Below are 24,600 nucleotides of genomic sequence, written 5' to 3'. Positions count from 1 at the left end.
ACCGGTTGCCGTAATTGCTTCCCGGCGGTTCGGTTTGGGCGCGGCGGCTACGAATGTGGTTTGGGTGCGGTGTCGTTCGAATTCGTAGCGATCCATGGATCTGTCAGTTCTTCTGCGAGCTGCGGCGCCAACGTCCGCGCTGCTCCTGCGACGTGCGGTGCGTGCCGTAATGGTCTTCGCGCTGAGATCGCTTCTTGGCCGGTGTCATCGTCAGAACCGCACCGAGCAGCGGTGCCCCGGCTCGCCGGAGTGTGTGGATAGCATCGGCCAGTTGTTTTCGTCTGGTCCTGCCGAACTGCGCGACCAGCAGCACGCCTTGGGAATTGGTGGCCAACAGAGCGGCATCCGGTACCAGAAGTGACGGGGAATCGACCACCACGTAATCGAACTGTCGGCTCAGTTGGCTCAGAACATCTTTGGCCACCCGGGATTCGAGCAGCTCCGTGGGGTTGGACGGAATGGCACCTGAGGTCACCACGGTCAGTCGGGCGTGGCCTGACGGTTGCAGCGCCTCCTCCAGAGACGCCGCGCCGGCGAGCACGGTGCTCAAACCCGTTTGACCGGCCGGGTCGAAACACGACGCGACCTTGGGCCGCCGTAGATCGCCGTCGACGAGCACCACATCGTGTTTGGCTTCGGCCAACGCCAAAGCCAGGTTGACGGCCGTCATGGTTCTGCCCTCGTCGGGCATGCAGCTGGCGACCAGCAGCACGCGGGGGCCGTCGGTGACTTCGAGGAATCGCAGATTGATTCGCAGGTCGCGGAACGCTTCGGCCACCGGTGACCGGTCGCTGTCGAAGGGGATGAGCGGCTTTTCCCGGCGCTGACCGTCGAAGGGGATTTCGGCGAGCAGCCCTACTCCCGTGGCCTTTTCCAGGTCTTCCGGACCATGGACCGAATCGTTGACACGGTCGCGGAACAGGGCCAGCACGATTCCGAGTAGTGCGCCCATCACGGTGGCGATTGCCAGAGTGCGAACCGTCTTCTGATTGACCGGGTTGTCGGGGATCTCCGCGCGTTGTTGCACGATCACCCGTGCGTTGGGCTCAGCGCCCAGTTCGGGGGTTTCCAGTCCCGCCGCCATGACGACGAACTCGTCGGCCAGCGTGTTGGCGATATCGCGGGCGCGTACCGGTGAGGAGTCCAACACCACGACGTCGATCAGCACGGTGCCGGTCGGTGCACTCGCTTCGACTTCTTCCTGCAGTTCATCGGCGCTCATGTCGAGCCCGAGCTTGTCGATGGTGCGCTGTGCCAGGATCTCGCCCATCAGCAGTTCGGTGTAGGAGAGCACCCGGCGTTCCGCGAAGAGGCCGCCATCATAGGTCTGGCTGTTGGTGCCGTCGGAGGTCGTCGAGACGAACAGCCGTGTCGAGGCCTCGTACTGGGGAGTGATGACGAACGAGTACGCGAGCGCCCCCAGAACGGCGACAACTGTTGTGGCGCAGATGATCTTCCACCGGGTGCGCAAGATCCGCGCGAAGTCCTGAACAGTCAAGTGCGACCCTTCATCACCGATGCTCACCCTCGTCAGACCCGCTCGTTGCGCCAGCCGGCAAGCGCACAAGTCGTCACACGCTATCCCAGAATGTAGATTAACGCCCCCTCGCGCGCGACATCGGCCCTTTCCGCCAGCAACAACGCGCCAGGCCCCTGGGCCCGCCGGTATAGTCCGAAACCTGTTGGCATTTCTGAGCTCGAACAGTCGAAAGTAGAACCGCGTGCACCCGGTTAGTTCACTCCTGGCGGCGATGAACAGCAATGCGAGTCGAGGTGGCGCACTGCGCGCGCTGATCGTCGCGACGGTGCTCATCATGCCGACGATGCTCGCGGGGTCGGTCGCAGGCCCAGCGCATGCCGAACCCAGCGATGCTGCCGACACTGTGGATTCTGCCGGAGTGCGGCTGGCCTGGCCCACCCTCGGGCTGGAACCCGAGACGTTCCTCAGCGCCAACAGCAAGACCGATTTCTCGGTGCCGGTGCCCACCGGGCTGACCGCCGGGCGATTGCAGGGCCTGATCCACGCGCCCATGAACATCGACGCCGGGTACCTCGAGATCGCGGACGGCGACGGCAGGTTCCTCGCGGCGATCGATCTACCCGCCGCGTCATCGGCGCAGGCGGTGACCCCGTTGGACGTCGACATCTCGGGCGCTCGAATCCGGGCATCCACGCTCGACCTCTCGCTCACCGTCCGTCCACTCGACAACGCCGACCGGTTCTGTGGACCGCTGCAGCAATTGACAGTCAGTGATCTGGCAACGGTTTTCACCGGGACCGAATCGCCGGCGACCACGATCTCGAACTTCTTCCCGCCGGTGCTCGAGCGCGTCACGATCTATGCGCCCACCGACGCCGACGCCGCTGAGCAGCAGTCGGTGCTGACCCTCGTCTCCACGCTCACCCGGCTTTACCATCCTCAGCCCTTGGAGACAAGAGTTGTCAATCAGCCTCGTGGTGCGAATCCGCCACCGGCCGGTCAATTGACTCGGGCGATCGTCGTCGAGTCGGGTGGTCCCGCCAGCCTGAGCGTCGAAAATGCCGGGGCACCAAGCGCTTATCTGCGGGTGTCCGGCCAGGGGGACGAACTCTCGACGCAGGTGTCGCTGCTCGTCAACCAGCTGCAGTCACTGGTCCAGACGGCCGCCACTCGCGTCGAGCAAGCCGGATCCGTCGTCCCGCCCAGTGCGGACACCCTGACGTTCGGCGAGCTGAACGTCACCGGTAGGACGGACGTGCTCCGCACCGGAAACCTGCGGGTCGGGGTGGATCGGGCGGCGCTGGGCGGCGGTCGTGTCGACGGTGTGCAGGTGCATCTGCTCGCCGATTACACACCCGTCCCCGGGGACGATTCGGCCAGTGTCGTGGTTCGCTCCAATGATGTTGTGGTGTACCGGGCCCCGCTCAACGACAGTGGGCGACTCGACGCCACCTTCGACATGAACAACCAGGCCTTCGGTCAGTGGATCAACTTGGATCTTGCGCTCACCTACACACCGAACGAATCATGCGGGCCCTTCATCGCCCCCATCACCTTCCAGATCGATCCACAATCGACGTTGACCCTGCACCGCGGTGGTCCCCCGCTCAACGGCTTCGGCGCCGTGCCGTCGGAGTTCAGCCCCAGTTTCCTGGTGGCTCTGGACGGCACCAGCCCGAATCAACTCTCCTACGCCGCCCGGACAGTCTCGGCGATCGCGCGTCTCACCGGCGCGCCGCTGGCACCACAGGTGGTCGATGTGAAGACCGCCGTCGACGCCAACTCGGGCGCCCTGATTGTCGCCGAATCCGCAGCGCTGGCGGACACCTCATTGAACCCGCCGGTCGGCGGTGACGGCGCCACGGTGGACCTCGGACTGCCCACCGAGCTCCGCGCGAACATCGACGAGGGACTGGGTTCGATCCAGGTCTTCGCCGACCGGCCACGCAACCGTTCCGTCGTCCTCGTCACGACCACCGACGAATGGGGATTGGTGGATCCGCTCTTCGGCTACATCGAGGGGCTCGAAGGCGGTTGGTCGGCACTGACCGGAGATGTGCTGGCCGCAGGTGCGGGCGGTATCCCCACCAACGTCGCGATACGAGCCGATGCCGAGGCCGTCGACACCTCTGCGGCGACGGCGCCGAAGTCGTTGCAGCGGTGGATTCCATTGGGCGTGGGTGCGGCCGTCGTCGCCGTCATCGCCATCGCCGCGGCAATGCTGTGGACCAAGAGACGCCGGCCCGTTCGGGCCGGCGTGCTGGACGATTGAACGCGCGTGTCGTCGAAATGACGGCGATCCACTCCAGCGGCAACCGAATGCCGCCGATTCGACTAGCGTGTTGCGAATGAGCAGCACGGTGCCGCGGTTCGATGATTGGCTCAACCGCAAGCTCGAAGAGTGCGCACAAGTCGCCGGCCTGGACGTGGAGACCTACGTTGCTCATGCCGTGGCCGAGAAGATGCTGGCCGACCTGAGAGCTGCCGACAGCCCGTCCGTCGAGGAGGCGGCCAGCCGCCTGTTGGCTGCCGGAGTGCCTTCTGCCGCTGGGCCATCGGAAATCTCGGCCACCATCAGTGACCCCGCCCGACTGCGTGCGCTGTATGCCACCGGACTCCTCGACTCCGCCCCCGAGGAGGTGTACGACCGGATCACGCGTGCGGCCGCGGCAGCCCTCGACGCTCCGCTGTCCTCGATGACACTCATCGATGCCGACCGGCAGTACTTCAAGAGCTCGGTGGGCATGGATCTGCCAGACCCGGCATTCCGTGAGACACCGCTGGAGCGGTCCGTCTGTCAGTACGCCGTGGCCTCGGGTGCGCCGTTGGTCCTCGAAGACATGCGGGCCGACCCGGCCTTCAAGGATCACCCCGCGGTCGTCGACGGAACCGTGGCGGCCTATCTCGGCATCCCGCTGATCGATCATGACGACAACGCCATCGGGACGCTGTGCGTGTTCGACGTCAAGCCCCGGCAGTGGGGATCCGGGCACCTCCAGGTTCTGAGCGATCTGGCAAAGATAGCGACCGACCGCATCTTCGGCCCTGGCCCCGGCCCCGGCTTGAATGCCTGAATAACGCTTTTCCAGCAAAGGCGCACCGCTAACTGTGCGTTTGCTGAGCGACACTGGCATCGACATTTCATTTGGTGTCCGGTGTTGCCGCAATGCCGCGTGTAGTACGTTTGCTATCCAGTCACGTTGCAAAGGGGTGGCGGATGCAGCATGAACCGACTCATGTCGGTCTGATACCCGACGGCCTGCGACGGTGGGCCAGCGCCAACAACTGCTCACTCGACGATGCGTATCTTCGTGGCGCCGAAAAGGTGACCGAGATACTTGTTGCACTCCAACGACACCAGGTACGAACCGTTTCGGTGTACAACCTCAGCCAGGCCAACCTGGCGCGACCCAACCTCGAGCTGAGCGCCGTGTACGCCGCCTCGATCCACTTCTTCACCACGCTGATCCCGGCACATTTCGATCCGGCCGAGTGCAGTGTGCGGCTACACGGTGATAGACGTTTGCTCCCGGGTGATTTTCTGGCCGCGGCGGAGGGCTTGGAAAATGCCATGCACGGCGACGATTTCCATATCAACATCCTTGCTGCCTATGACGCGATGGATGAATTGCGGGCCGCTCATCTGCTGGCGGAGCGAGACGCTTGCGATATCAGCGAAGCCTTCGAGATCGGCCAGGTGGATCTGGTCATCCGCAGCTCCCCCGAGCCTCTGCTGAGTGGATTTCTGCCGATGCAGAGCCAGTACGCTCAGCTGCGATTCCTGACGACGGCGCTCAACGATCTCCAGCCAGGCGACCTCGACGACCTCATCGCGGACTACCGGCGCTTCCCGCAGCGCCGGGGCCGTTAGTCCGGCATGGTCTCTCGCCGTGACCCGCTGATCGTCGGTGCGGGCCCAGCTGGGCTCACCGCTGCGCTGAAGCTCGCAGAACGTGGCGTTGCGGCCCGGATCTATGAAGGCACGGGCACCGTCGGCGGCTTGGCCCGCACCCCCACGGCCGGCCCCTGGCGGGTGGACCCGGGCGGTCACCGATTCTTCACCAAAGACGAAGAGGTGTTGGACCTCTGGAACTCTCTGCTGCCGGCCGATCAGTGGATCTCGGTGCCGCGGAGCTCCGCCATGCTGGTCAACGGCACCTACGTGCAGTATCCGCTGATCGGGCGTGATCTGTTGACCGCAATGGGGTTTCGACAGGGTCTGCACGGTATGGGCAGCCTGTTGTGGTCTCGGATCCGTCGCCGCGGCCGACGCCCCGGCCACTCGGCGAGCTTCCGCGAATGGGGCACACACGAGTTCGGTCGCTACTGGTACACGATGTTCTTCGACGGCTACGTCCGCAAAACGTGGTTGGCCGATCCCGGGGCGATAGCCAGTGATTGGGCCAGTCAACGGATAAAACCGATCGCCTGGCACCTGCTGGGTGGCCGAGGGCCCAAGAGCCAAGACACCTTTCGTTATCCGCGGCTCGGACCGGGGCAGCTGTGGGAAGCCGCAGCAGCGGCGTCGGTCCAGGCCGGCGCGGTCATTGCCCTCAACTCCCCCGTGGCCTGCATCCGCTCCGACGGCGATGGCTGGGTGATCGAGCTGCAGAACGGCCAAACCGCCTCCGGTGATGCGGTTTTTTCGAGTATGCCGCTGCGCCAATTGGTGGACATCCTGGAACCGGAGCCACCGCAGCATATTCGGGCCGCCGCCGCCGCGCTCAAGCACCGGGCTCTGATCACCGTCGCCGTCGCCCTCAACAAACGTTATGAGATTCCGTTCAATTGGGTGTACACGCCCAGCAGGGAGTTTCGCGTCGGCCGGGTGCAGAACTACTGCCGCTGGTCGGATTCGCTGGCGCCGGAAGGCTTCGACGGCACGTATCTGGGCCTGGAGTACTTCACCCTCCCCGACGATGATCTGTGGATCATGATCAACGAGAGTCTTGGCACCATCGTCGAACAGGACCTCCGGGCATTGGGTTTCGACGAATCTGCGATCGACCACGTCGCGGTCGTGCGCTCACTGTCTGCATATCCGATCTACGACTCGGCGCGCGATGCCAACGTCGCAGCGATCCGCGACTACCTGTATCGGGCCCATCCGACCCTGCACCCGATCGGTCGTAACGGTATGCACCGCTACGACAATCAGGACCATGCCATGCTGAGCGCCATGCGCAGTGTCGCCCGGTACTTCGGCGAGGATGTGGACCCGTGGCAGGTGAACACCGAACGGCACTACCACGAGTCGAACGTCATCAATAGGTGACAGCCTGAGTCCGAGGCTGGCGAGGGACGAGCCAGGCGAAGGAGCTCAGGCCCGACGAACCAGCCTGAGTCCGAGGCTGGCCGGGGGTACCTCCCGCTTGCGGGGGCGGGACGAGCCAGGCGAAGGAGCTCAGGCCCGACGAACCAGCCTGAGCAACTACTCCGAGCCGCGAAGAACCGCCGCCACCGTGAGCGCCAGGATCTTGAGATCCAGCACCAGCGACCAGTTCTCGATGTAGTAGTTGTCCCATTCGGCGCGATCGGCGATCGAGGTCTGGCCACGGAGGCCGTGCACCTGCGCCCAGCCGGTGACGCCGGCTTTCACCCGATGTCGCTCACCGTAGCGCCGGATCTGCATCTCGAAGAGTTCGACGAACTCCGGCCGTTCGGGCCGCGGGCCCACCAGGCTCATGTCGCCCCGCAGCACGTTGATCAACTGCGGCAGTTCGTCCAGCGAGGTGGCGCGCATGAACTTGCCGATCTTCGTCCGGCGGTCCACCCCCTCGACACCGCCTGGCGCAGCACCGGTTTGGAGCTCGAACTGCGCATCCGAAGCGCGCGGAGGACGCATCGACCGGAACTTCAGACATTCGAACACCCGACCATCGCGTCCCACCCGGTCCTGGCCGAAGAAGATCGGTCCAGGGGAGCTCAGGCGGACCAACAGCATGAGCGTCAAGAACAACGGCGAGATCGCCAGTAGCCCAAGGCCGGCGATCACACGGTCGGAGAGGTGTTTGGCGGCGAACTGCCACCCGTTGGGGTTGGTGTAGGCCAGGGCCAACAACGGCAGCCCGCCGATGTGGTCGATGTGTGCGCGGGTGCCGATGGTGTCGAACATGCGCGGCACCACCCACACCCGTAGTCCGAGTCGGTGAGCGATGTGGATGACGTCGGTGAGCACTTCGTCGCGGCTCCGGGAGAACGCGACGACGATGTTCTGTGCGCCCGTGGCCTCCACCACGGCTTCGAGGTGCTCGGGCGCACCGACATACGGAATCAAGAAGTCCGGCGCCGCGTCATTGCCCGACTGTGGCGCCTCGACGTCGAGTAGGCCGATCGGCACCAGCCCGTACTCTGGCGAGCCCTGCAACCGCTGGACAATCTGGTGCGCCACACGGCCATTGCCCACGATGAGTGTGGGGACGGCGATGCGGCGCGGAAGCCGCAGCACACGGCTCCCCAGGAGAATGAGGATCCGCCCCAGCGGAATGGCAACTGCAGCGCAGCCCCAGGTAAACAGCCAGATCTCGCTGCGCGAACCTTGGACCTGGAACAGGTTCAGCTTTTCGAACAACACGAGTACGGCCAGATACAACGCCGACGCAAGTGCGATCGCGACCTCGATCGGTCCGATGTCATCGATGGTCCGACGGTTGAGATCTGACCGATAGAGATCTCGCAGGCTCATCAGCCCGATCAACATCGGCACGAAGAGGAACAGGAGTGCGAAGGGAATGTACTGGCCGACCCTCGTCAGCCACCACCACGCCACTGCCACCGCGATCGCCGCAAAAACGAAGTCGCCCACCATGGTGACGGTTTTGACGAAGGTGTCGGCGCGATCCCCGAAGGGCACCCGGAACCGGGGCTGGCCCGATGATTCTTGGGCGCGCAGCGCTTCGCTGATGCGTAGTCGCGTTGTCGTCGACGCATCGACGAGAGCGGGTCGAGGGGTCATCTGCGTCTCAGCCCGCCAACCGAGTGTCCGACAGAGGGCGTGAGACGTGCGCACGGGGCATCACCAGGACAAAACGCGAGCTATAGCCGGGGCACACAGCAAAAGGGTAAGCAGATTTTATCCCGCCCGCAAACACATCGGAGAAAAACAAAAAGTGCCCGTCGCGATTGCTCGCGACGGGCACTTCCTGCGAAACGCAGCAATTCGCCTGCTACTTGGCCTTTTCCAGGACCTCGACCAGACGCCAGCGCTTGGAAGCCGACAGCGGACGGGTTTCCATCAGCGAAACGCGATCGCCGATACCGGCATCGCCGTTCTCGTCGTGCGCCTTCACCTTGGTGGTGGTGCGGATGATCTTGCCGTACAGCGGGTGACTCTTGCGGTCTTCCAGCTCGACGACGATGGTCTTCTGCATCTTGTCGCTCACGACGTAGCCGATGGCGGTCTTGCGACGGCCACGCGGCTTCTCGGTGCGGGGCGTGTGCTTGGCGCCCTTTTCGTTCTCTGCCATCAGGATTCCTCACCACCATCGGGCCCGGACGTCAGACCCAGTTCACGTTCCCGCAGCACCGTGTAGATGCGTGCGATTTCCCGCCGCACCGTGCGGAGCCGGCGGTTGTTGTCCAGCTGTCCGGTAGCCATCTGGAAGCGCAGATTGAACAGCTCTTCCTTCGACTCGCGCAGACGATCGGTCAGCTCTTCCTCGGTGAGCTCACGCAGTTCGCCCGGCGACACTCCAACTGCCATCAGAACTGCTCCTCTCGAGTGATGATGCGTGCCTTGATCGGCAGCTTGTGGATCGCGCGGGTCAGTGCCTCGCGCGCGGTCTTCTCATCCGGGTAGCTGAGCTCGAAGAGCACGCGGCCCGGCTTGACGTTGGCGACCCACCACTCCGGCGAACCCTTACCGGAACCCATGCGGGTCTCGGCGGGCTTCTTGGTCAGCGGGCGGTCCGGGAAGATGTTGATCCACACCTTGCCGCCACGCTTGATGTGCCGGTTGATGGCGATACGAGCGGACTCGATCTGACGGTTGGTCAGATACGTGTGCTCCAGCGCCTGGATACCGTAGTCACCGAAGCTCACCGAAGTACCGCCGCTGGCGATACCGCGCTGGCGGGGGTGGTGCTGCTTGCGGTGCTTGACCCTGCGAGGGATAAGCATGTCTAGCTCTCCGTAGTCTCTGTCGCGCCTGCCGCGGCCTCGGTGCCTTGGGTCGCTTCGGCGACCGCGGGGGCCTCCGTGGCGGCCCGGCCGGCGTCAGTGCTGGTGGCGGTGGTGCCCGACGCACCGCTGCGACGCGGGCGAGTGCCCGACGGGCGCTCGCGACGCGGCCGGTCAGCGGCCGGGGCTGCGGCGGCCAGCTCACGCTTGCCACCCACGATGTCGCCCTTGTAGATCCAGACCTTCACGCCGATGCGGCCGAAGGTGGTCTTGGCTTCGTACAGGCCGTAGTCGATGTCGGCGCGCAGCGTGTGCAGCGGCACCCGGCCTTCGCGGTAGAACTCCGAGCGGCTCATCTCGGCGCCGCCGAGACGGCCCGAGCACTGCACCCGGATGCCCTTGACGTTGGGCTGACGCATCGCCGACTGGATGGCCTTGCGCATCGCGCGGCGGAACGCCACGCGGTTGCTCAGCTGCTCGGCGACACCCTGGGCCACGAGCTGCGCCTGGCTCTCGGGGTTCTTCACCTCGAGGATGTTCAGCTGGACCTGCTTCTTGGTCAGCTTCTCCAGGTCGGCGCGGATGCGGTCGGCTTCGGTGCCGCGACGGCCGATCACGATGCCGGGGCGCGCGGTGTGGATGTCGACGCGCACCCGGTCACGGGTGCGTTCGATCTCCACATCGGCGATGCCGGCGCGCTCCAGGCCGGTGGCCAGCAGACGGCGGATCGCGACGTCTTCCTTGACGTAGTCGGCGTACTGCTTGTCGGCGTACCACCGGGACTTCCAGTCGGTGGTGATACCGAGGCGGAAGCCGTGGGGATTGATCTTCTGGCCCACTACTCCGAGCCCTCCTTCGAATCGGTGGCCGTGGCTTCCGTGGCTTTCGCAGAAGCGGCCTTGCTGGCCTGCGCACGCCGCGAGCGCGCGTTGGAGGCACCCTTGGCGCCTCCGTCCTTGCGCGGACGCGACTCCACGATCACGGTGATGTGGCTGGTGCGCTTGCGGATCCGGTAGGCACGGCCCTGCGCGCGGGGACGGATGCGCTTGGCGGTGGGGCCTTCGTCGGCGAAGACGGTGGCGACCACCAGCGAGTCGGGGTCCAGACCCTCGTTGTTCTGCGCGTTGGCCGCGGCGCTGGCGATCACCTTGGCGACGGGCTCGCTGGCGCTCTGCGGCGCCCAGCGCAGGATGTCGAGCGCTTCGGCGACCGACTTACCACGCACCAGGTCGATGACCCGGCGCGCTTTGGTCGCCGAGACGCGCACGAAGCGCGCCTTGGCGGTCGCGGACGGATATTCGATTGCAGTAGTCATCGCCTCTTGCTCTTCCGGTCATCCTTGATGTGACCCTTGAAGGTGCGGGTGGGGGCGAACTCGCCCAGCTTGTGCCCGACCATCGCCTCGGTGACGAACACCGGCACGTGCTTGCGACCGTCGTGGACGGCGAAGGTGTGGCCGATGAAGTCGGGGAGGATGGTGGACCGACGGGACCAGGTCTTGATGACCTGCTTGGTGTTCTTCTCGTTCTGGACGTCGACCTTCTTGAGCAGATGGTCGTCGACGAACGGGCCCTTCTTCAGGCTACGTGGCATCGCTTGATCCTTTCCGGCCTAGCGCTTCTTGCCGGTGCGCCGGCGGCGGACGATGAGCTTGTCGCTCGGCTTGTTGGGCTTGCGGGTACGGCCTTCCGGCTTACCCCACGGGCTGACCGGGTGGCGACCACCGGAGGTCTTGCCTTCACCACCACCGTGCGGGTGGTCGACCGGGTTCATCACGACACCGCGGACGGTGGGGCGCTTGCCCTTCCACCGCATACGGCCGGCCTTGCCCCAGTTGATGTTGGCCTGCTCGGCATTGCCCACCTCGCCGACGGTGGCGCGGCAGCGCACGTCGACGCGGCGGATCTCACCCGAGGGCATACGCAGGGAGGCGTAGGAGCCTTCCTTACCCAGCAGCTGGATGCTGACACCGGCCGAGCGGGCCAGCTTGGCACCGCCACCGGGCCGCAGCTCCACGGCGTGGATGACGGTACCGGCGGGGATGTTGCGCAGCGGCAGGTTGTTACCCGGCTTGATGTCGGCGTTGGCGCCGGACTCCACGATGGCACCCTGCTTGAGGCCTTCGGGGGCGATGATGTAGCGCTTCTCGCCGTCCACGAAGTGCAGCAGCGCGATGTTCGCGGTGCGGTTGGGGTCGTACTCGATGTGAGCGACCTTGGCGTCGACGCCGTCCTTGTCGTGGCGACGGAAGTCGATAAGACGGTAGGCACGCTTGTGCCCGCCACCCTTGTGCCGCGTGGTGATGCGGCCGTGCGCGTTGCGTCCACCCTTGCCGTGCAGCGGACGTACCAGCGACTTCTCCGGATGATCGCGAGTGATCTCGGCGAAATCGGAGACGCTGGCACCGCGGCGACCGGGGGTCGTCGGCTTGTACTTGCGAATAGCCATTAGTTAATCCTTAACTCCCGGCCGTCAGGCCGGTGCTCCGAACAGATCGATCGGCTTGCTACCGGGGGCCAGGGTCACCAGCGCGCGCTTGGTGCTCTTGCGCTGGCCGTAGCCGGCGCGGGTGCGCTTGCGCTTGCCCTGACGGTTCTGGGTGTTCACCGAATCGACCTTGACCTTGAAGATCTTCTCGATGGCGATCTTGATCTGGGTCTTGTTCGAATCCGGGTGCACGACGAACGTGTACACGTTGTCCTCGATCAGCCCGTACGACTTCTCCGAGATGACCGGGGCCAGGATGATGTCGCGGGGGTCAGCGATGGTAGCCATCAGGCAGACACCTCCTCTTTGGTGTTGGCGCTGATGTAGGCGTTCAAGGCCTCCACCGAGAACACCACGTCGTCAGCGTTGAGCACGTCGTAGGTGTTGAGCTGATCCGGCGAGATCACATGCACGCCAGGCAGATTGCGCACGCTCTTGATGCTCACCTCGTCGGCGCGGCCGATCACGATCAGCACCTTCTTGTTCTCGGTCAGCGTCCCCAGGAACGCCTTGGCGCTCTTGGTCGACGGAGCCTGACCGGTCACCAGCTCGGTGACGGCGTGGATGCGCTCGTTACGCGCGCGGTCGCTCAGAGCGCCTCGCAGCGCGGCGGCGATCATCTTCTTGGGGGTGCGCTGGCTGTAGTCGCGCGGCTTGGGGCCGTGCACGATGCCACCACCGGTGAACTGCGGTGCGCGGGTCGAACCCTGACGGGCGCGACCGGTGCCCTTCTGCCGGTACGGCTTCTTGCCGCCGCCGGAGACCTCACCGCGGGTCTTGGTGGAGTGCGTGCCCTGACGCTTGGCGGCCAACTGCGCGGTGACCACCTGGTGCAGCAGCGCGATGTTCGCCTCGACGTCGAACAGTTCGGCGGGCAGCTCGATGCTGTCGGCCTTCTTGCCGTCCGGGGTACGAACGTCGATCTTGCTAGCCATTACTTCTCACCTCGTTTGATCGCGCTGCGAACCATGACGAGCCCGCCGTTGCGGCCGGGGATGGCGCCCTTGATCAGGATGACGCCGTTCTCGGCGTCGACCTTGTGCACCTTCAGGTTCTGCGTGGTGACCTTGTCATTGCCCATCCGGCCGGACATACGGGTGCCCTTGAAGACGCGACCCGGGGTGGCGCAGCCACCGATCGAGCCGGGCCGGCGGTGCACAGCCTGCGCGCCGTGGCTGGCGCCCTGGCCGCGGAAGCCGTGCCGCTTCATGGTGCCGGCGAAGCCCTTGCCCTTGCTGGTGCCGGTGACGTCGACGTACGCGCCGTCAGCGAAGATCTCGGCGGTCAGTTCCTGGCCGATCTCGTACTCAGCGGCGGCGGCCTCGTCGTCGAGACGGAGCTCGGCGAGGTGGCGGCGGGGGTTGATGCCTGCGGCGGCGAACTGACCGGTGACCGGCTTGTTCACCTTGCGGGGGCTGATCTCGCCGTAGGCGAGCTGGACGGCGCTGTAGCCGTCGGTCTCCTGGGTGCGGATACGGGTCACCACGTTGGGTCCGGCCTTGACGACCGTCACCGGAACGACCTTGTTGTTCTCGTCGAACACCTGTGTCATGCCCAGCTTGGTGCCCAGAATGCCTTTACGTGCCATTTCTGTAAGTCTCCTGGGGGCTTCTACTGGATGTTCACGTCGACGCTGGCCGGCAGATCGATGCGCATCAGGGCGTCAACGGTCTTCGGCGTCGGGTCGAGGATGTCGATCAGCCGCTTGTGCGTACGCATCTCGAAGTGTTCCCGCGAGTCCTTGTACTTGTGCGGGGACCGAATGACGCAGTACACGTTCTTCTCGGTCGGCAGCGGCACCGGCCCGACCACGCTCGCGCCCGTACGGGTGACCGTCTCGACGATCTTGCGCGCAGAGGCGTCAATGGCCTCGTGGTCGTAGGCCTTGAGCCTGATGCGGATCTTTTGTCCCGCCACGCTTCTCCTACCTCACTACTCACGGGGCTCCTCTTGGAGCCCCCAACTGTCGTCGTCCCGCGCGATGCCCGCGCGAAATGCCGCCGCTGTTTACCTGTCTCTGGTTCACCGGCCCCCGCGGTCGGGTGTGTCGCCCTCACGCAGCCTCGAACGCGTTCGATTTCTCGTACACACTCGTTGGTTGGACCGGACGCGCCCGTAGGGCGCAGGTCGTATGCCCGTACCGGATCCGGCCCGCAAGGGGCGTACCCGGCTCAAGGCAACCCGAACAGTATGCCCTAGATCCGGGCCCGATCCAAATCCCTGATCAGGGCCGGTTGCCGCTGCTCCGCCGCCGATTCCTGCACACGGGCCGCGATTACGGACGCATCACGACCGTAGCGCAGGAATCGGCCGCGCTACACCTCGACCAGATACGTGCCGTGCCCCTCGCGCACCAGGTCGCCGTCGAACGTGAGCACCTCGTTGACCAGGCCGCCGGCCTGGTTGCGGTAGTGCAGCACCAGCGTCGACTCCCCCGCGTACACGCCGACGATGTCGAAGTGCAGGTCCGGGATCAGCGGCAGCGCAGAAACCCAGTACGCACGCAAGGCTTCCTTACCCCTGACCACGCCCCCGGTCTCGGGGAGCACCCGGGCGGCCACCGGCGAGGTGAACAGCACGTCGTCGTGAAAGTGGGCCAGTACCGCCTCGATGTCGTGCGCGTTCCAGGCATCCACCCACTGCTGGGCGAAGCGACGCGGGTCCGGTGTCGGCATGGCTCTCCTATCGCTGGACCGTGCTGGCCCAGAAATCACACTGATGCTCCTGCTCGAAGCCGGTGACAACGCGGCTGCCGTCCGCGTCGAACGACATCCACGCCTTGGTGTTCCCCTCGCGGCGTGGCCACCCCGGGGCGTCCGCGGCGGCGGGCACACCGTCGGTGACGAACCGGCTGAAGTAACCGATCATCTGGTCGGAGAGCTTCTGCTGCACCGGGTCGAGTGCGGGTGCGCCGCCCACGTCGAACAGGTAGCGCAGTTCCAGCGAGTGGCTGGCGCCCACCGGAAACGGCACCTGGCGCAGCGGTTCGGGTGCGGGGGCGGTGCGGTCGTTGAACTCATAGGCGTACACCGCCGCGCCCGTCTTGGCCATGTCGTCGCCCATCCGGTCGGCCACACAGGCGAAGGCACCGTCGGTGACGGCCGCCGAATACGCCGACGAGACATTGTCTCCGTAGGCCGCCAGCGGGTACCGCTGTTCGACGGCGGCGGCGTGCGGGCCGAATGTGTCGGCGAGCAGCCGCTGATAGTCGGCCGGCTCCGGCTCCCGGTTCTCCCGCAGATACTGCAGGGCCATGAACAGGGTGAACTCGTCACGGGTGGTGCCGATCAACACCGGCACCTTCAATGCCTTGCCCTCGGCCATCGCCTTCACCGGGTCCACCGGCAACATCGAGGTGCCGGTGACCGGCCCCGACAGTGCGTCGTCGCCGATCCTGCCGAAGTAGACCGGCTGCTCCAGAGCCGCCGCGGGCAGGGCGCGCAGGCAGGCCGGCGCAGTCACCGGGTCCGGGCAGCCCACCGTCGCCGCGTACTCGAGGCTGGGCTGGCGGGCTGCGGCGACATCGAGTTGCGCCTGGCAGGGCCCGCTCATCAGGATGGCGGCCCGGAACAATCCCGCCGATTCGGGGGCCACCAGGTGGTCACACACCGACATCGCGCCGGCCGACTCCCCCGCCACGGTCACCTTCTTCGGGTCGCCGCCGAACGCTGCGATGTTGTCGCGGACCCATCGCAACGCCGCCTGCTGATCGGCCAATCCGTAGTTGCCCAGCTGTTCCGGAGGTCCCAGCGCCGGGTGCGCCAGGAACCCGAGAGCGCCGAGCCGGTAGTTGACGGTGACGACGACCATGCGGCCCTTGGCGGCCAGCCACTGCGCGTTGTAGAGGTCGGCGCTGCCGTTGACGAACGCGCCGCCGTGGATCCACACCATCACCGGCAGTCCGACCGCACCGGTGGGTGACCACACGTTGAGCGACAGGCAGTCTTCGCTGGCGATTCGACCGAAGTCGGGATCGAGGCTGGTGTCCTGGACGCAACGGGGCCCCGGCTTGCTGGCATCGAACATCTCCGGCCGGGGCGGCGGCGGGGCGGGCGGCTGCCAGCGTCGTTCGCCGACAGGTGGTGCGGCGTACGGAATTCCTTGGAAGAGAACATGATCGGGGGCCACAAGCCCACGCACCGATCCCGAGTCGGTACGCACCACGCCGGAACCGAGGGTTGGATCGGGTGTCGGCACCTGGTCGTCGCCCGAGGCTTGACTGCCGCCACCGCTACATCCGCAGGCGATCAGCAGCACGAGAACCGCCAGCAGGGCCACCCACCCTCGTCGGATGGGCCGTCGATTGAAAGAGTCCAAAGTAATCGGGACTTTAGCCGCAAATCCCTCCCGCCCGCTCCGAGGTTCCTCCACACTGGAAACCTGACACCCGTCAATTAGGAGTCGCCGCATGAGCACACCCACCCAGGACCGCCGAACCAGCCTGGAAGGCCAGGTACTGGCCGACCCCACCGCCTACGCCGACGACAACCGGCTACATGCGGCGCTGACTCATCTGCGGGCCCACGAACCCGTCGCCTGGGTGGACAAGTCTCCGTATCGGCCGTTCTGGGCCATCACCAAGCACGCCGACATCATGGCCATCGAGCGCGAGAACAACCTGTTCATCAGCGAACCGCGCCCCTTACTCAGCACCGCCCAGGCCGACGACCTGGCCAAGGCACAGCTCGAGGCCGGGATGGGGCTGCGCACGCTCATCCACATGGATGACCCGCACCACCGCGATGTCCGGGCCATCGGCGCCGACTGGTTCCGCCCGAAAGCCATGCGCGCGCTGAAGGTCCGGGTGGACGAGCTCGCCAGACGTTATGTCGACCAGATGCGGGACATCGGCCCGGAATGCGATTTTGTCACCGACATCGCCGTCCAGTTCCCGCTGTACGTCATCATGTCGCTGCTCGGGCTCCCCGAGGAGGACTACGGCCGCATGCACACCCTCACCCAGGAGATGTTCGGCGGCGACGACGACGAGTACAAGCGCGGCACCACACCCGAGGAGCAGATGGCGGTGCTGCTGGACTTCTTCGCCTACTTCTCCACCCTCACCGCCTCGCGGCGCGAGAGCCCGACCGACGACCTGGCCTCGGCCATCGCCAACGGGCGCATCAACGGCGAGCCGCTGTCCGATGTCGACACCGCGTCCTACTACGTGATCGTCGCCAGCGCTGGTCATGACACCACCAAGGACGCCATCTCCGGGGGCCTGCGCGCCCTGATCGACAACCCCGGCGAGCTGGACCGGTTGCGCAACGACCTGAGCCTGATGCCGACTGCGGTGGAGGAAATGATCCGCTGGAGCACCCCGGTCAAGGAGTTCATGCGCACTGCCACCGCCGATACCGAAGTGCGTGGCGTGCGCATCGCCGAAGGGGAATCGGTGTACCTGGCCTATGTGTCGGGCAACCGCGACGAGGAGGTCTTCACCGATCCGTTCCGGTTCGACGTCGCCCGCGACCCGAACCGGCACGTGGCGTTCGGCTACGGAGTGCACTTCTGCCTGGGCGCCGCGCTGGCCCGGATGGAGATGAACAGCCTGTTCACCGAGCTGCTCCCCCGGCTCCAGTCGATCGAACTGGCCGGCGAACCCGAACTGTCAGCGACGACGTTCGTGGGCGGGCTCAAGCATCTGCCGATCCGCTATTCCGTGAGGTGAGCCTTGGAGCCGGCGTGGGTGGCCAAAAAGCCATCCACCGCCAGCACCGCCAGGCGGCGGTAGTCGACGTCGGGCAGCGTGCTGAGTTTGCCCAGCGCGATCGGCCCCAGTAGCAGTGCGGCGGCCTCGACATGATCGACCTCGCCCAGTTCGGCTACGGCGTCCGGACTGTCGAGGATGGCGTCGAACGGCGCCGCGTACTGTTCGGCCACCCGTTCCCGCAGCGTGCGCACCTCGGCGCTGTCATCAGAGGACGGATACTGTTCCATGTCGCCGCCGAGGGACAGCCAGGACATGGCGGTCAGGCTCACCGGCGCTTCGGCGATCAACTCGGCCTGCGCCTGCACCAGGGCGATCAGCCGGTCCCGCAGCGAACCCTCGTCGGGCGGTGTGGGCGCCGGCGGGATGAGTGCGTGGAAAGCGGCGGCCACCAGGTCGTGACCGCTGGGGAAATGCCGGTAGAGCGTTGCCCGGGCCACGTTGGCACCGCGCAGCACCGCGTCGACGGTGACGGCGTTGGGGCCACCGCTACGCAACAGCGCCGTGGCGGACTCGAGTAGACGGGCACGTGATCGTGCCGGCCGCGGGTCGCTGCGCCCGGCGGTCATCGCAGGCTCCTTCTTCACCGGCGAGACTGTGCGTCCCTGTACAAGACTGTTAGTCTCGAAAGTACGTCCACCGAAGAGGAGCGCCATCATGGTCGACACCCTCGCTCGGCCCGACAAGCCTACCGACCCCGCCCTGGCGGAGATGTCAACGCGCGCTCGCGTGTGGCTGCTGATCGTCGCGTGCCTGGACGTCAGCATCGTCGTGTCGTCGATGATCGCGCTGAACACCGCCCTCGGTGACATCGCCGTGCAGACGTCGGCCACCCAGACACAGCTCACCTGGGTGGTCGACGGCTACACCCTGGTGATGGCGTGCCTGCTGCTGCCCGCCGGAGCGATCGGCGACCGGTATGGCCGCCGCGGCGCGCTGCTGATCGGCCTGGCCGTGTTCACCATCGCCTCCGCCGCACCGTTGCTGTTCTCCGATGCCGGCCAGCTGATCGCCGCGCGGGCGGTGGCCGGTGCGGGTGCGGCATTCATCATGCCGGCGACGCTCTCACTGTTGACGGCGGCCTATCCAAAGGCCGAGCGCAACAAGGCCGTTGGCATCTGGGCCGGTGTCGTCGGCTCCGGGGCCGTCTTCGGTTTCCTGGGATCCGGTGTCCTGCTGCACTTCTGGTCCTGGCAATCCATCTTCTGGGCGTTCGCCGCGGCCGGGCTGACGATGTTCGTGCTGACCTGCACCGTGCGGTCCTCCCGCGACGAGGACGCCACCTCACTGGACTGGTGGGGCGCGGCGCTGATCGCCGCCGCGGTCGCGGTGTTCGTCTTCGGCGTCATGGAGGCCCCGGCACGCGGCTGGACCGACCTGCTGGTGGTCGGCTGTATGGCGGGCGGACTGGCGCTGGCCGCGGCATTCGCGCTGGTCGAGCTGAAGGTCGGGAAGCCGATGCTCGACGTCCGGCTGTTCGGCAATCCGTCGTTCGCCACCGGCGCCGTCGGCATCACGTTGTTGTTCTTTGCGAACTTCGGCTTCTTCTTCGTCGGCATCCAGTACATCCAGTTGGTGATGGGCTACAGCCCGCTCATGACCGCCGCCGCCCTGGTTCCGCTGATGGGTCCGGTGCTGCTGCTCAGCGCCGCCAACGGCTGGTACCTGCCGAGGGTGGGCCTGCGCGTGGTGTTGTTCGTCGGCCTGCTGCTGATCGCCGCCGGACTGCTGTGCATGCTGCTGCTCGAGGTCGACTCGCCGTATGTCGATCTCGCGTGGCCGCTGCTGATCATGAGCACCGGTATCGGGTTGTGCACCGCTCCCACCACGTCCGCGATCATGGGCTCGGCACCCGACGAGAAGCAGGGTGTGGCCTCCGCGGTCAACGACACCACCCGCGAGTTGGGCGCTGCGCTGGGCATCGCCGTCGCCGGTTCTCTGTTGGCGGCCCGCTACGGCCAGATGCTGGCACCGGAGCTGACCGAGCTGCCGGAACCGGCCCGTGAACCGGCGCTGAGTTCGCTCGCCGAAGCCATTGCGGTGGCTGACCAGCTGGGCCCGTCGGGCGCCGGACTCGCCGACATGGCCCGCACCGCGTTCCTGGACGCGATGGACTCCTCCCTGCTGGCGCTGGCGGTGGTACTCGGCGTGGCCGCGGTGTTCGTCGGAATCTGGGCGCCGGGACGCGACGGCAGGCAGCTGCGGGCGGTGCGGTTGCTGCTCACCCGTCGCCGCCGCAAATCGATCGGCCGCCACCGCTCCTGACGAGATCGGCTGCGGCACTGGCAGTTGCACTTCCGACGGGCACAGCACCGGCGCCGGCACTAGGCTGCAAACGTGCGGCTCCTGCTGGTCAACCCGAACACCACCGCGTCCATGACATCGGCCATCGAGGCCACCGCGGCGTCCGTGGCGCGCCCGGCCACCGTCGTGGAGGCTGTGAACCCTGCGTTCGGGCCGGCGAGCATCGAAAGTGACGACGACGAACGACGTTGTGTGCCAGGCTTACTGGATCAGCTCAGCGCCGCAGCACATCGGCCCGTGGAAACCCGGCCGGACGCGTACGTGATCGCCTGCTTCGGCGACCCGGGTTTGGAGGAGGCGCGCAAGCTGGTCACGGAGCCGGTGCTCGGCATCGCCCAGGCCGCCATGCACGCCGCCGCCCTGGCCGCAGGCACGTTCTCGGTGGTCACCTCGATGTCGTCGACGGTGCCGCGAGGTTGGGAGCTGGCCAAGACCTACACCCCGGCCGCCTGTCTGGGCGTGTACGCCAGCGACATCCCGGTGCTGCAGATCGACTCCGACCCCACCACCATCGAGCCCATCGGCCGGTTGTGCGCGCATGCTTTGCAGGCCGACGGCAGCCGGTCGATCGTGCTGGGGTGCGCCGCCATGGCCCGCTTCGCCGAACCCCTGCGCCAGCAGCTCGGGGTGCCGGTGATCGACGGCGTGGTGGCCGCGACCTTGCTGGCCGAAGCGCTGGCTCCGCTGGCCTGACCTTCGGGATTTGGGCGCGCTGGTAACCGCTCAGCGGTTGGAAACGCGCCGAAATCACACGAAGGCCGCCGCCCGGTAGGCGAGCATCGCGATGGTGGCATGCGGGCCGCGGCTCGGCACGGCAGGCAGCACCGACCCGTCGACCACCCAGAGGCCGTCCACACCCAGGACCCGGCACTGCGGATCCGTCACCGCAGCCGGGTCCCCGTCGAGACCCATCGGCGCCGTCGCGCACAAATGCTGGGAGGTGGCCCACGCGGGTTCCCCGATTTCGGTTGCTGCGCCTGCCAATTCCCGGGCGATCCCGGTACCGCGCTGCAAAGCCTCGACATCCGCGGGATCGCGGTCGTAGTGGTGCTCGATGCGAAGCGGTACCGCCGGGTCCGCGGACACCAGCGTCACGCGCCCCCGTGAGCGGGGCTGCATCAAAGCCACCCCGAGGTGGGGCCAATCCGGGCGCCCACCGATCCCGTCGCCGACCATGGCAACGAAACCACCTGTGTAGGGCCGTATCTCGATCTGGTTGCGCAGGCTCAACACCACCTCGAGAACGGGCCTGCTGGCGACGACCGCCCAGTCGGTGGGCAACACCCATTCGGGGTGGTCGGCGCAGCGACGGCCCACCGGGGCGGGCACGGTGACCGTCACTCCGGCCTCACGCAGCTGCGTCTCGTCGCCGACTCCGGAGAGCATCAGCAGGTGTGCTGAGCCGATTGCCCCGCAGGACAGCACGATTCGGTCGGCGGTCAGGGTGGCCGGGCCGTCCGGCCCCACGACCTCGACGCCGGTTGCCCGGCCGGCCTCGATCCGCACCCGGTGCGCTCGGGTACCGGTCCGCAGGACGAGGTTTGCTCTGCTCAACGCCGGCTCCAGGAACGCCGCGCCGGGCCCGGTACGGACACCGTCGACGATGTTCAGCGGCACCGCGCCGATACCGTCCACTGCGCCGGTCATGGCGTCGGTGCCATTCAGGTCGGGCAGCCACGCAAAACCCGCCCGCTCGGCCGCGGTGACGAAGGCCGCGGTGCTGCCTGCCAGGTCGCTGGTGCGCCGGATGCGGATCGGTCCGCGGTCTCCGTGCTCGGGGTGGGCGCCGAAGTCCAGATCGGTCTCGATGGCCCGGTAGCTTGCCAGCACGTCGCCCCAACTCCACCCCGGCAAATCCCAGCCTCCGATGTCCGCAGGCGTGGCCCGGCAGAAGTAGCCCCCGTTGACCGCTCCGGAGCCGCCCACCGTGGCCCCCCGCACGATCTGCGCAACCCGTTGTGGGTCGGCGGTCAGTTCGGTCTGGAATCGCGCCACCAGTGGGCTCGCCGCGCCGATCGGCAACTGCAGACCGTTGCGTGTCAGGGCGGTGACACCGGGTTGCTGTGGGCCGGGCCCGGCTTCCACCACGGTCACCGAACGGCTGCCATCCGCCGAAAGTCGCTCGGCCAGTATGGATCCGGCGCTACCGGCACCGATGATCAGGACATCGCTGTGCGAGGAGACGGACAAGGCGGACAGTCAGCTCCGGAACTGCGGTTTCAGCGGGCCGAGGTTACGTTCCCGCACCACGCCGGTCCACAAGCCGGTCCCGTAGGCCACGTCGTCGAGGCGCTTGAGCACCAGGTAACACATCAGTCCCAGCGGCCTGGCGTCGTCTTCGGCGTGCCTTCGGCGGGCCAGCCAGTCCACCACCCCGTCGACCACGGCCGCGACCAGCACGATGCGCCGGCACCGCCGCGACAGCGACGCCGCCAGCAGCGCCACCGGCCAGTAATGCCGGCAGATGGCCGAGGCGAGTTGCAGTACCGCCGAACCCAGCCAGCGGCCGGTCACCGCGGCCACGTCACTGGCCCCCGTCTCGGGAGCCTGCATCGCGGTGGCGACCCGTCGTCCCGTCACGGCCACGGCCACCAGCGACGCCAGGTAGCTGAGCCGGGTGCCGGCGGCCAGGAGCAGCCAGACCACCATCGTGGGGGTCGAGATCACCATGGGCGCCGTCTTGTCCGGATGCCGGGCCGACAACGGTGCGGCCGAGGTGCCGTAAAACGCCCTGCGCGACAACCAGTCCCGCATCTTGGTGCGGTGCTCATGAGCAACCAGGGCGATGGGCTCATACCGCAGGCGCGCACCTGCTTCGACGAGGCGCCAGCACAGGTCCACATCTTCACCCGAGTGCATGCTCTCGTCGAATCCGCCCAGTTCGGCCACGGTGCGGCGTCGGCAGATGATCGCCGCGCTGGGCACGTACGACACCGTGGTGTAGGGCACCACCGGGGCTTCGCGGTGCCCCAGATCCAGGGACGACCGGATGGCTTCGTAGCGGCTCACCACGTTGTCGGTCTGCGACAGCCCGACGATCCTCGGCGCCACGAGCGCCACCGCCGGGTCGCAGAAATGGCCGAGCAGCGCTTCCAGCCAGCCCCGTCGGGGCACCACATCGGAGTCGAGGAAGGCCACGAAGTCGGTGGTACTGGCCGCCAGCCCGGTGTTGCGGGCGGCGGCGGGCCCGCGGCTCACGGAATGCCGCAGCACTTCGATCTCACAGTGGGCGTCCGCGAAATCGCTCGGGGCCACCGGAATCTCCGAGCCGTCGTCGACCACCAGAACGCGCAACCCGCGCATCGCAGCGACCAGGCGCCGCACTCCTAAAGTGTTGTCGCGCACGGGAATAACGACCGTCACGTCGCGGTGGGAGGGCCCTCCGGCGGGCCGGGGATGGGCGACGGTGGCATCCAGCAGGGTACGAGCCAGCTGAGCACTGGTGGCGTCGCGCACCTCGAGCCGGCCCCCGTCCAGCATCACCTGCGCGGCCGGCGCCAACCGCAGCAACCGGGCCGGCGACCCGCCCAGCAGCGCAGATCCGGACCCCAGCACTTTGACCCGCCGGTCTATCTGGACCGCGAACCCGTCCGGAAGGCGGGTCTGGGCGGCAGGTTCGGCGGTCTCCCGCACCATGTCGGTGTCGGTGTCGGTTTCGGTGCCGGACATCATGACAACATTCCGTCGTCTCGGGGTGCCCACCGGGCCACCCGGTCGACGCAGCCGGCCACCATCTCCTCGAACAACCGTTCGCCCGCAACCGCCGTCGCAGTGGTCGGATCCCCCAACACTCCCACCTCACTCACTGCAGCTACTCCCCCGCTCCGCATCCTGGGCATCAACTCCGCCAGTGGCGCACTGTTTCCCGGACAGGACTCCTCGATCAGGACATCAGACGGCGAAAGATACAGCAATACCGACGTTTCGGTGTGTCCGGCATGAGCATCGCCGCCTCGGACCAGACACGAACACCACACCACGTCGCGGCCTTCGTAGCGCAACAAACGGGTGGCCGCCCGCAAAGCCCCGACATTGCCCCCGTGACCGTTGACGAAAACCACCCGTGGCGCCCACCGGCACGCGGACCGGCCGAACTCGACCAGTAACCGCTCCAAGGCGTCCTCGCCGATCGAGATGGTGCCGGGAAACGCCTCGTGCTCGCCGCTGGCCCCGTAGGCCACCGGTGGCGCGAGCAGGTGATCAGGCCCGAGCCGCCCGGCCAGTTCGCGGGCGACGGCGGTGGCGATCCGCGTGTCGGTGTCCAGTGGCAGGTGCGGGCCGTGCTGTTCGCATGCGCCGACGGGCACCACCACCGCGGCCGAGGTGCCGTGCAGCTGGAATGAGGTGCGGTTCCCCAGATCACTGGCTCCGAATTCGGTGGGGGCAGGCACTTGCCGATGGTAGGCCGAATTCACCTGGCGCGCCTCGATTGTTGGCGCAGTCTTTCGATTTCTTTCACCGCCGCCGGGACGGGCGGGCCCATCGGGTCACCTCAGCCCCG

26 protein-coding genes are annotated in these 24,600 nt (G+C 66.8%); 7 read left to right on the top strand and 19 right to left on the bottom strand.

From position 1 onward, the window contains the following. Positions 1-103: 103 nt before the first annotated feature. Positions 104-1,498: a tyrosine-protein kinase domain-containing protein gene (locus tag NL241_RS08185; protein WP_487690783.1), complete on the bottom strand. Its 1,395-nt coding sequence runs from the start codon at positions 1,496-1,498 to the stop codon at positions 104-106. 253 nt (positions 1,499-1,751) lie between these two features. On the opposite strand from NL241_RS08185, the gene NL241_RS08180 reads away from it, so the two are divergent. The 4 genes from NL241_RS08180 (at position 1,752) to NL241_RS08165 (ending at position 6,755) form a co-directional block, all read left to right on the top strand. Further along, positions 1,752-3,752, top strand: coding sequence for a hypothetical protein (locus tag NL241_RS08180; RefSeq protein WP_494397258.1), 2,001 nt, complete (start codon positions 1,752-1,754; stop codon positions 3,750-3,752). Between the two features lie 76 nt (positions 3,753-3,828). Next, on the top strand, positions 3,829-4,554 hold the full coding sequence (locus NL241_RS08175; protein WP_487690780.1) for a GAF domain-containing protein: 726 nt from the start codon (positions 3,829-3,831) through the stop codon (positions 4,552-4,554). Positions 4,555-4,697: 143 nt separating this feature from the next. Then, entirely contained in the window at positions 4,698-5,351 is a 654-nt protein-coding gene (locus NL241_RS08170) for an undecaprenyl diphosphate synthase family protein (protein WP_494398267.1), read from the top strand. Positions 5,352-5,357: 6 nt separating this feature from the next. Beyond that, complete coding sequence (locus NL241_RS08165) at positions 5,358-6,755, top strand: FAD-dependent oxidoreductase (RefSeq protein ID WP_494397257.1); 1,398 nt, start codon at positions 5,358-5,360, stop codon at positions 6,753-6,755. 156 nt (positions 6,756-6,911) lie between these two features. On the opposite strand, the gene NL241_RS08160 is transcribed toward NL241_RS08165, so the two are convergent. The 14 genes from NL241_RS08160 to NL241_RS08095 all read right to left on the bottom strand — a co-directional run bounded on the left by NL241_RS08160 (position 6,912) and on the right by NL241_RS08095 (position 16,363). Then, complete coding sequence (locus NL241_RS08160; protein WP_494397256.1) at positions 6,912-8,435, bottom strand: sugar transferase; 1,524 nt, start codon at positions 8,433-8,435, stop codon at positions 6,912-6,914. Between the two features lie 211 nt (positions 8,436-8,646). Further along, positions 8,647-8,946, bottom strand: a complete 300-nt coding sequence (gene rpsQ / locus NL241_RS08155) for a 30S ribosomal protein S17 (RefSeq protein WP_487690772.1) — start codon at positions 8,944-8,946, stop codon at positions 8,647-8,649. Then, on the bottom strand, positions 8,946-9,182 hold the full coding sequence (gene rpmC, locus NL241_RS08150) for a 50S ribosomal protein L29 (RefSeq protein WP_487690770.1): 237 nt from the start codon (positions 9,180-9,182) through the stop codon (positions 8,946-8,948). The genes rpsQ and rpmC overlap by 1 nt, the downstream gene beginning before the upstream one ends. After that, a complete protein-coding gene (rplP, locus tag NL241_RS08145; protein ID WP_083736073.1) occupies positions 9,182-9,598 on the bottom strand; it encodes a 50S ribosomal protein L16 in 417 nt (138 codons plus the stop codon). Before rplP ends, rpmC begins: the two co-directional genes overlap by 1 nt. 2 nt (positions 9,599-9,600) lie before the next feature. Continuing rightward, positions 9,601-10,437, bottom strand: a complete 837-nt coding sequence (gene rpsC, locus NL241_RS08140) for a 30S ribosomal protein S3 (protein WP_487690768.1) — start codon at positions 10,435-10,437, stop codon at positions 9,601-9,603. Further along, positions 10,437-10,913, bottom strand: a complete 477-nt coding sequence (gene rplV, locus NL241_RS08135) for a 50S ribosomal protein L22 (protein WP_494397255.1) — start codon at positions 10,911-10,913, stop codon at positions 10,437-10,439. Before rplV ends, rpsC begins: the two co-directional genes overlap by 1 nt. After that, positions 10,910-11,191: a 30S ribosomal protein S19 gene (gene rpsS / locus NL241_RS08130; RefSeq protein ID WP_003883480.1), complete on the bottom strand. Its 282-nt coding sequence runs from the start codon at positions 11,189-11,191 to the stop codon at positions 10,910-10,912. Before rpsS ends, rplV begins: the two co-directional genes overlap by 4 nt. 18 nt (positions 11,192-11,209) lie before the next feature. Next, positions 11,210-12,046 carry a 50S ribosomal protein L2 gene (gene rplB / locus NL241_RS08125; protein ID WP_487690765.1) on the bottom strand — a complete coding sequence of 279 codons (837 nt, stop codon included), beginning with the start codon at positions 12,044-12,046 and terminating at the stop codon, positions 11,210-11,212. 24 nt (positions 12,047-12,070) lie between these two features. Beyond that, a complete protein-coding gene (rplW, locus tag NL241_RS08120) occupies positions 12,071-12,373 on the bottom strand; it encodes a 50S ribosomal protein L23 (RefSeq protein WP_487690764.1) in 303 nt (100 codons plus the stop codon). Further along, positions 12,373-13,020 (bottom strand): 50S ribosomal protein L4, encoded by a 648-nt coding sequence (gene rplD, locus NL241_RS08115; RefSeq protein ID WP_487690763.1) that lies wholly within the window; start codon positions 13,018-13,020, stop codon positions 12,373-12,375. The genes rplW and rplD overlap by 1 nt, the downstream gene beginning before the upstream one ends. Further along, positions 13,020-13,673, bottom strand: a complete 654-nt coding sequence (rplC, locus tag NL241_RS08110; RefSeq protein ID WP_487690761.1) for a 50S ribosomal protein L3 — start codon at positions 13,671-13,673, stop codon at positions 13,020-13,022. The genes rplD and rplC overlap by 1 nt, the downstream gene beginning before the upstream one ends. Positions 13,674-13,696: 23 nt before the next feature. Beyond that, positions 13,697-14,002 carry a 30S ribosomal protein S10 gene (gene rpsJ, locus NL241_RS08105; protein WP_003883485.1) on the bottom strand — a complete coding sequence of 102 codons (306 nt, stop codon included), beginning with the start codon at positions 14,000-14,002 and terminating at the stop codon, positions 13,697-13,699. Positions 14,003-14,400: 398 nt separating this feature from the next. Next, positions 14,401-14,760: a nuclear transport factor 2 family protein gene (locus NL241_RS08100; protein WP_487691441.1), complete on the bottom strand. Its 360-nt coding sequence runs from the start codon at positions 14,758-14,760 to the stop codon at positions 14,401-14,403. A gap of 7 nt (positions 14,761-14,767) precedes the next feature. After that, the gene (locus NL241_RS08095; RefSeq protein ID WP_494397254.1) at positions 14,768-16,363 is read right to left on the bottom strand and encodes a carboxylesterase/lipase family protein; all 1,596 of its coding nucleotides are present in this window, start codon (positions 16,361-16,363) and stop codon (positions 14,768-14,770) included. Positions 16,364-16,493: 130 nt separating this feature from the next. Between NL241_RS08095 and NL241_RS08090 the strand changes: the two genes are divergently transcribed. Continuing rightward, positions 16,494-17,756: a cytochrome P450 gene (locus NL241_RS08090; protein WP_487690746.1), complete on the top strand. Its 1,263-nt coding sequence runs from the start codon at positions 16,494-16,496 to the stop codon at positions 17,754-17,756. Here NL241_RS08090 and NL241_RS08085 read toward each other — a convergent pair. After that, the gene (locus NL241_RS08085) at positions 17,741-18,364 is read right to left on the bottom strand and encodes a TetR/AcrR family transcriptional regulator (protein WP_487691440.1); all 624 of its coding nucleotides are present in this window, start codon (positions 18,362-18,364) and stop codon (positions 17,741-17,743) included. The genes NL241_RS08090 and NL241_RS08085 overlap by 16 nt on opposite strands. A gap of 88 nt (positions 18,365-18,452) precedes the next feature. On the opposite strand from NL241_RS08085, the gene NL241_RS08080 reads away from it, so the two are divergent. Together NL241_RS08080 and NL241_RS08075 are read left to right on the top strand one after the other, a co-directional pair. Next, positions 18,453-20,060, top strand: coding sequence for an MFS transporter (locus tag NL241_RS08080; protein WP_494397253.1), 1,608 nt, complete (start codon positions 18,453-18,455; stop codon positions 20,058-20,060). 72 nt (positions 20,061-20,132) lie between these two features. Beyond that, positions 20,133-20,792 (top strand): aspartate/glutamate racemase family protein, encoded by a 660-nt coding sequence (locus NL241_RS08075; protein ID WP_487690743.1) that lies wholly within the window; start codon positions 20,133-20,135, stop codon positions 20,790-20,792. A gap of 54 nt (positions 20,793-20,846) precedes the next feature. Here the strand turns inward: NL241_RS08075 and mftG are convergent, their stop codons facing one another. Genes mftG through mftE form a run of 3 tightly spaced genes read right to left on the bottom strand, consistent with a single transcriptional unit; the run spans position 20,847 to position 24,514 of the window. Further along, positions 20,847-22,289, bottom strand: a complete 1,443-nt coding sequence (gene mftG, locus NL241_RS08070) for a mycofactocin dehydrogenase MftG (protein WP_487690742.1) — start codon at positions 22,287-22,289, stop codon at positions 20,847-20,849. 9 nt (positions 22,290-22,298) lie between these two features. Next, a complete protein-coding gene (mftF, locus tag NL241_RS08065; RefSeq protein ID WP_487691439.1) occupies positions 22,299-23,735 on the bottom strand; it encodes a mycofactocin biosynthesis glycosyltransferase MftF in 1,437 nt (478 codons plus the stop codon). 32 nt (positions 23,736-23,767) lie between these two features. Further along, on the bottom strand, positions 23,768-24,514 hold the full coding sequence (mftE, locus tag NL241_RS08060; RefSeq protein WP_494397252.1) for a mycofactocin biosynthesis peptidyl-dipeptidase MftE: 747 nt from the start codon (positions 24,512-24,514) through the stop codon (positions 23,768-23,770). Positions 24,515-24,600: the final 86 nt, after the last annotated feature.

The organism is Mycolicibacterium sp. SMGY-1XX, from assembly GCF_059132455.1.
This window is presented reverse-complemented; position numbering and strand designations above follow the sequence as displayed.

Bases quoted from the DNA above. Each gene is read 5' to 3' on its own strand.
- NL241_RS08180 (WP_494397258.1), top strand. From the start codon at position 1,752: ATGAACAGCAATGCGAGTCGAGGTGGCGCACTGCGCGCGCTGATCGTC.
- NL241_RS08175 (WP_487690780.1), top strand. From the start codon at position 3,829: ATGAGCAGCACGGTGCCGCGGTTCGATGATTGGCTCAACCGCAAGCTC.
- NL241_RS08170 (WP_494398267.1), top strand. From the start codon at position 4,698: ATGCAGCATGAACCGACTCATGTCGGTCTGATACCCGACGGCCTGCGA.
- NL241_RS08165 (WP_494397257.1), top strand. From the start codon at position 5,358: ATGGTCTCTCGCCGTGACCCGCTGATCGTCGGTGCGGGCCCAGCTGGG.
- NL241_RS08160 (WP_494397256.1), bottom strand. From the start codon at position 8,435: ATGACCCCTCGACCCGCTCTCGTCGATGCGTCGACGACAACGCGACTA.
- rpsQ (WP_487690772.1), bottom strand. From the start codon at position 8,946: ATGGCAGAGAACGAAAAGGGCGCCAAGCACACGCCCCGCACCGAGAAG.
- rpmC (WP_487690770.1), bottom strand. From the start codon at position 9,182: ATGGCAGTTGGAGTGTCGCCGGGCGAACTGCGTGAGCTCACCGAGGAA.
- rplP (WP_083736073.1), bottom strand. From the start codon at position 9,598: ATGCTTATCCCTCGCAGGGTCAAGCACCGCAAGCAGCACCACCCCCGC.
- rplV (WP_494397255.1), bottom strand. From the start codon at position 10,913: ATGACTACTGCAATCGAATATCCGTCCGCGACCGCCAAGGCGCGCTTC.
- rpsS (WP_003883480.1), bottom strand. From the start codon at position 11,191: ATGCCACGTAGCCTGAAGAAGGGCCCGTTCGTCGACGACCATCTGCTC.
- rplB (WP_487690765.1), bottom strand. From the start codon at position 12,046: ATGGCTATTCGCAAGTACAAGCCGACGACCCCCGGTCGCCGCGGTGCC.
- rplW (WP_487690764.1), bottom strand. From the start codon at position 12,373: ATGGCTACCATCGCTGACCCCCGCGACATCATCCTGGCCCCGGTCATC.
- rplD (WP_487690763.1), bottom strand. From the start codon at position 13,020: ATGGCTAGCAAGATCGACGTTCGTACCCCGGACGGCAAGAAGGCCGAC.
- rplC (WP_487690761.1), bottom strand. From the start codon at position 13,673: ATGGCACGTAAAGGCATTCTGGGCACCAAGCTGGGCATGACACAGGTG.
- NL241_RS08100 (WP_487691441.1), bottom strand. From the start codon at position 14,760: ATGCCGACACCGGACCCGCGTCGCTTCGCCCAGCAGTGGGTGGATGCC.
- NL241_RS08090 (WP_487690746.1), top strand. From the start codon at position 16,494: ATGAGCACACCCACCCAGGACCGCCGAACCAGCCTGGAAGGCCAGGTA.
- NL241_RS08085 (WP_487691440.1), bottom strand. From the start codon at position 18,364: ATGACCGCCGGGCGCAGCGACCCGCGGCCGGCACGATCACGTGCCCGT.
- NL241_RS08080 (WP_494397253.1), top strand. From the start codon at position 18,453: ATGGTCGACACCCTCGCTCGGCCCGACAAGCCTACCGACCCCGCCCTG.
- mftF (WP_487691439.1), bottom strand. From the start codon at position 23,735: ATGGTGCGGGAGACCGCCGAACCTGCCGCCCAGACCCGCCTTCCGGAC.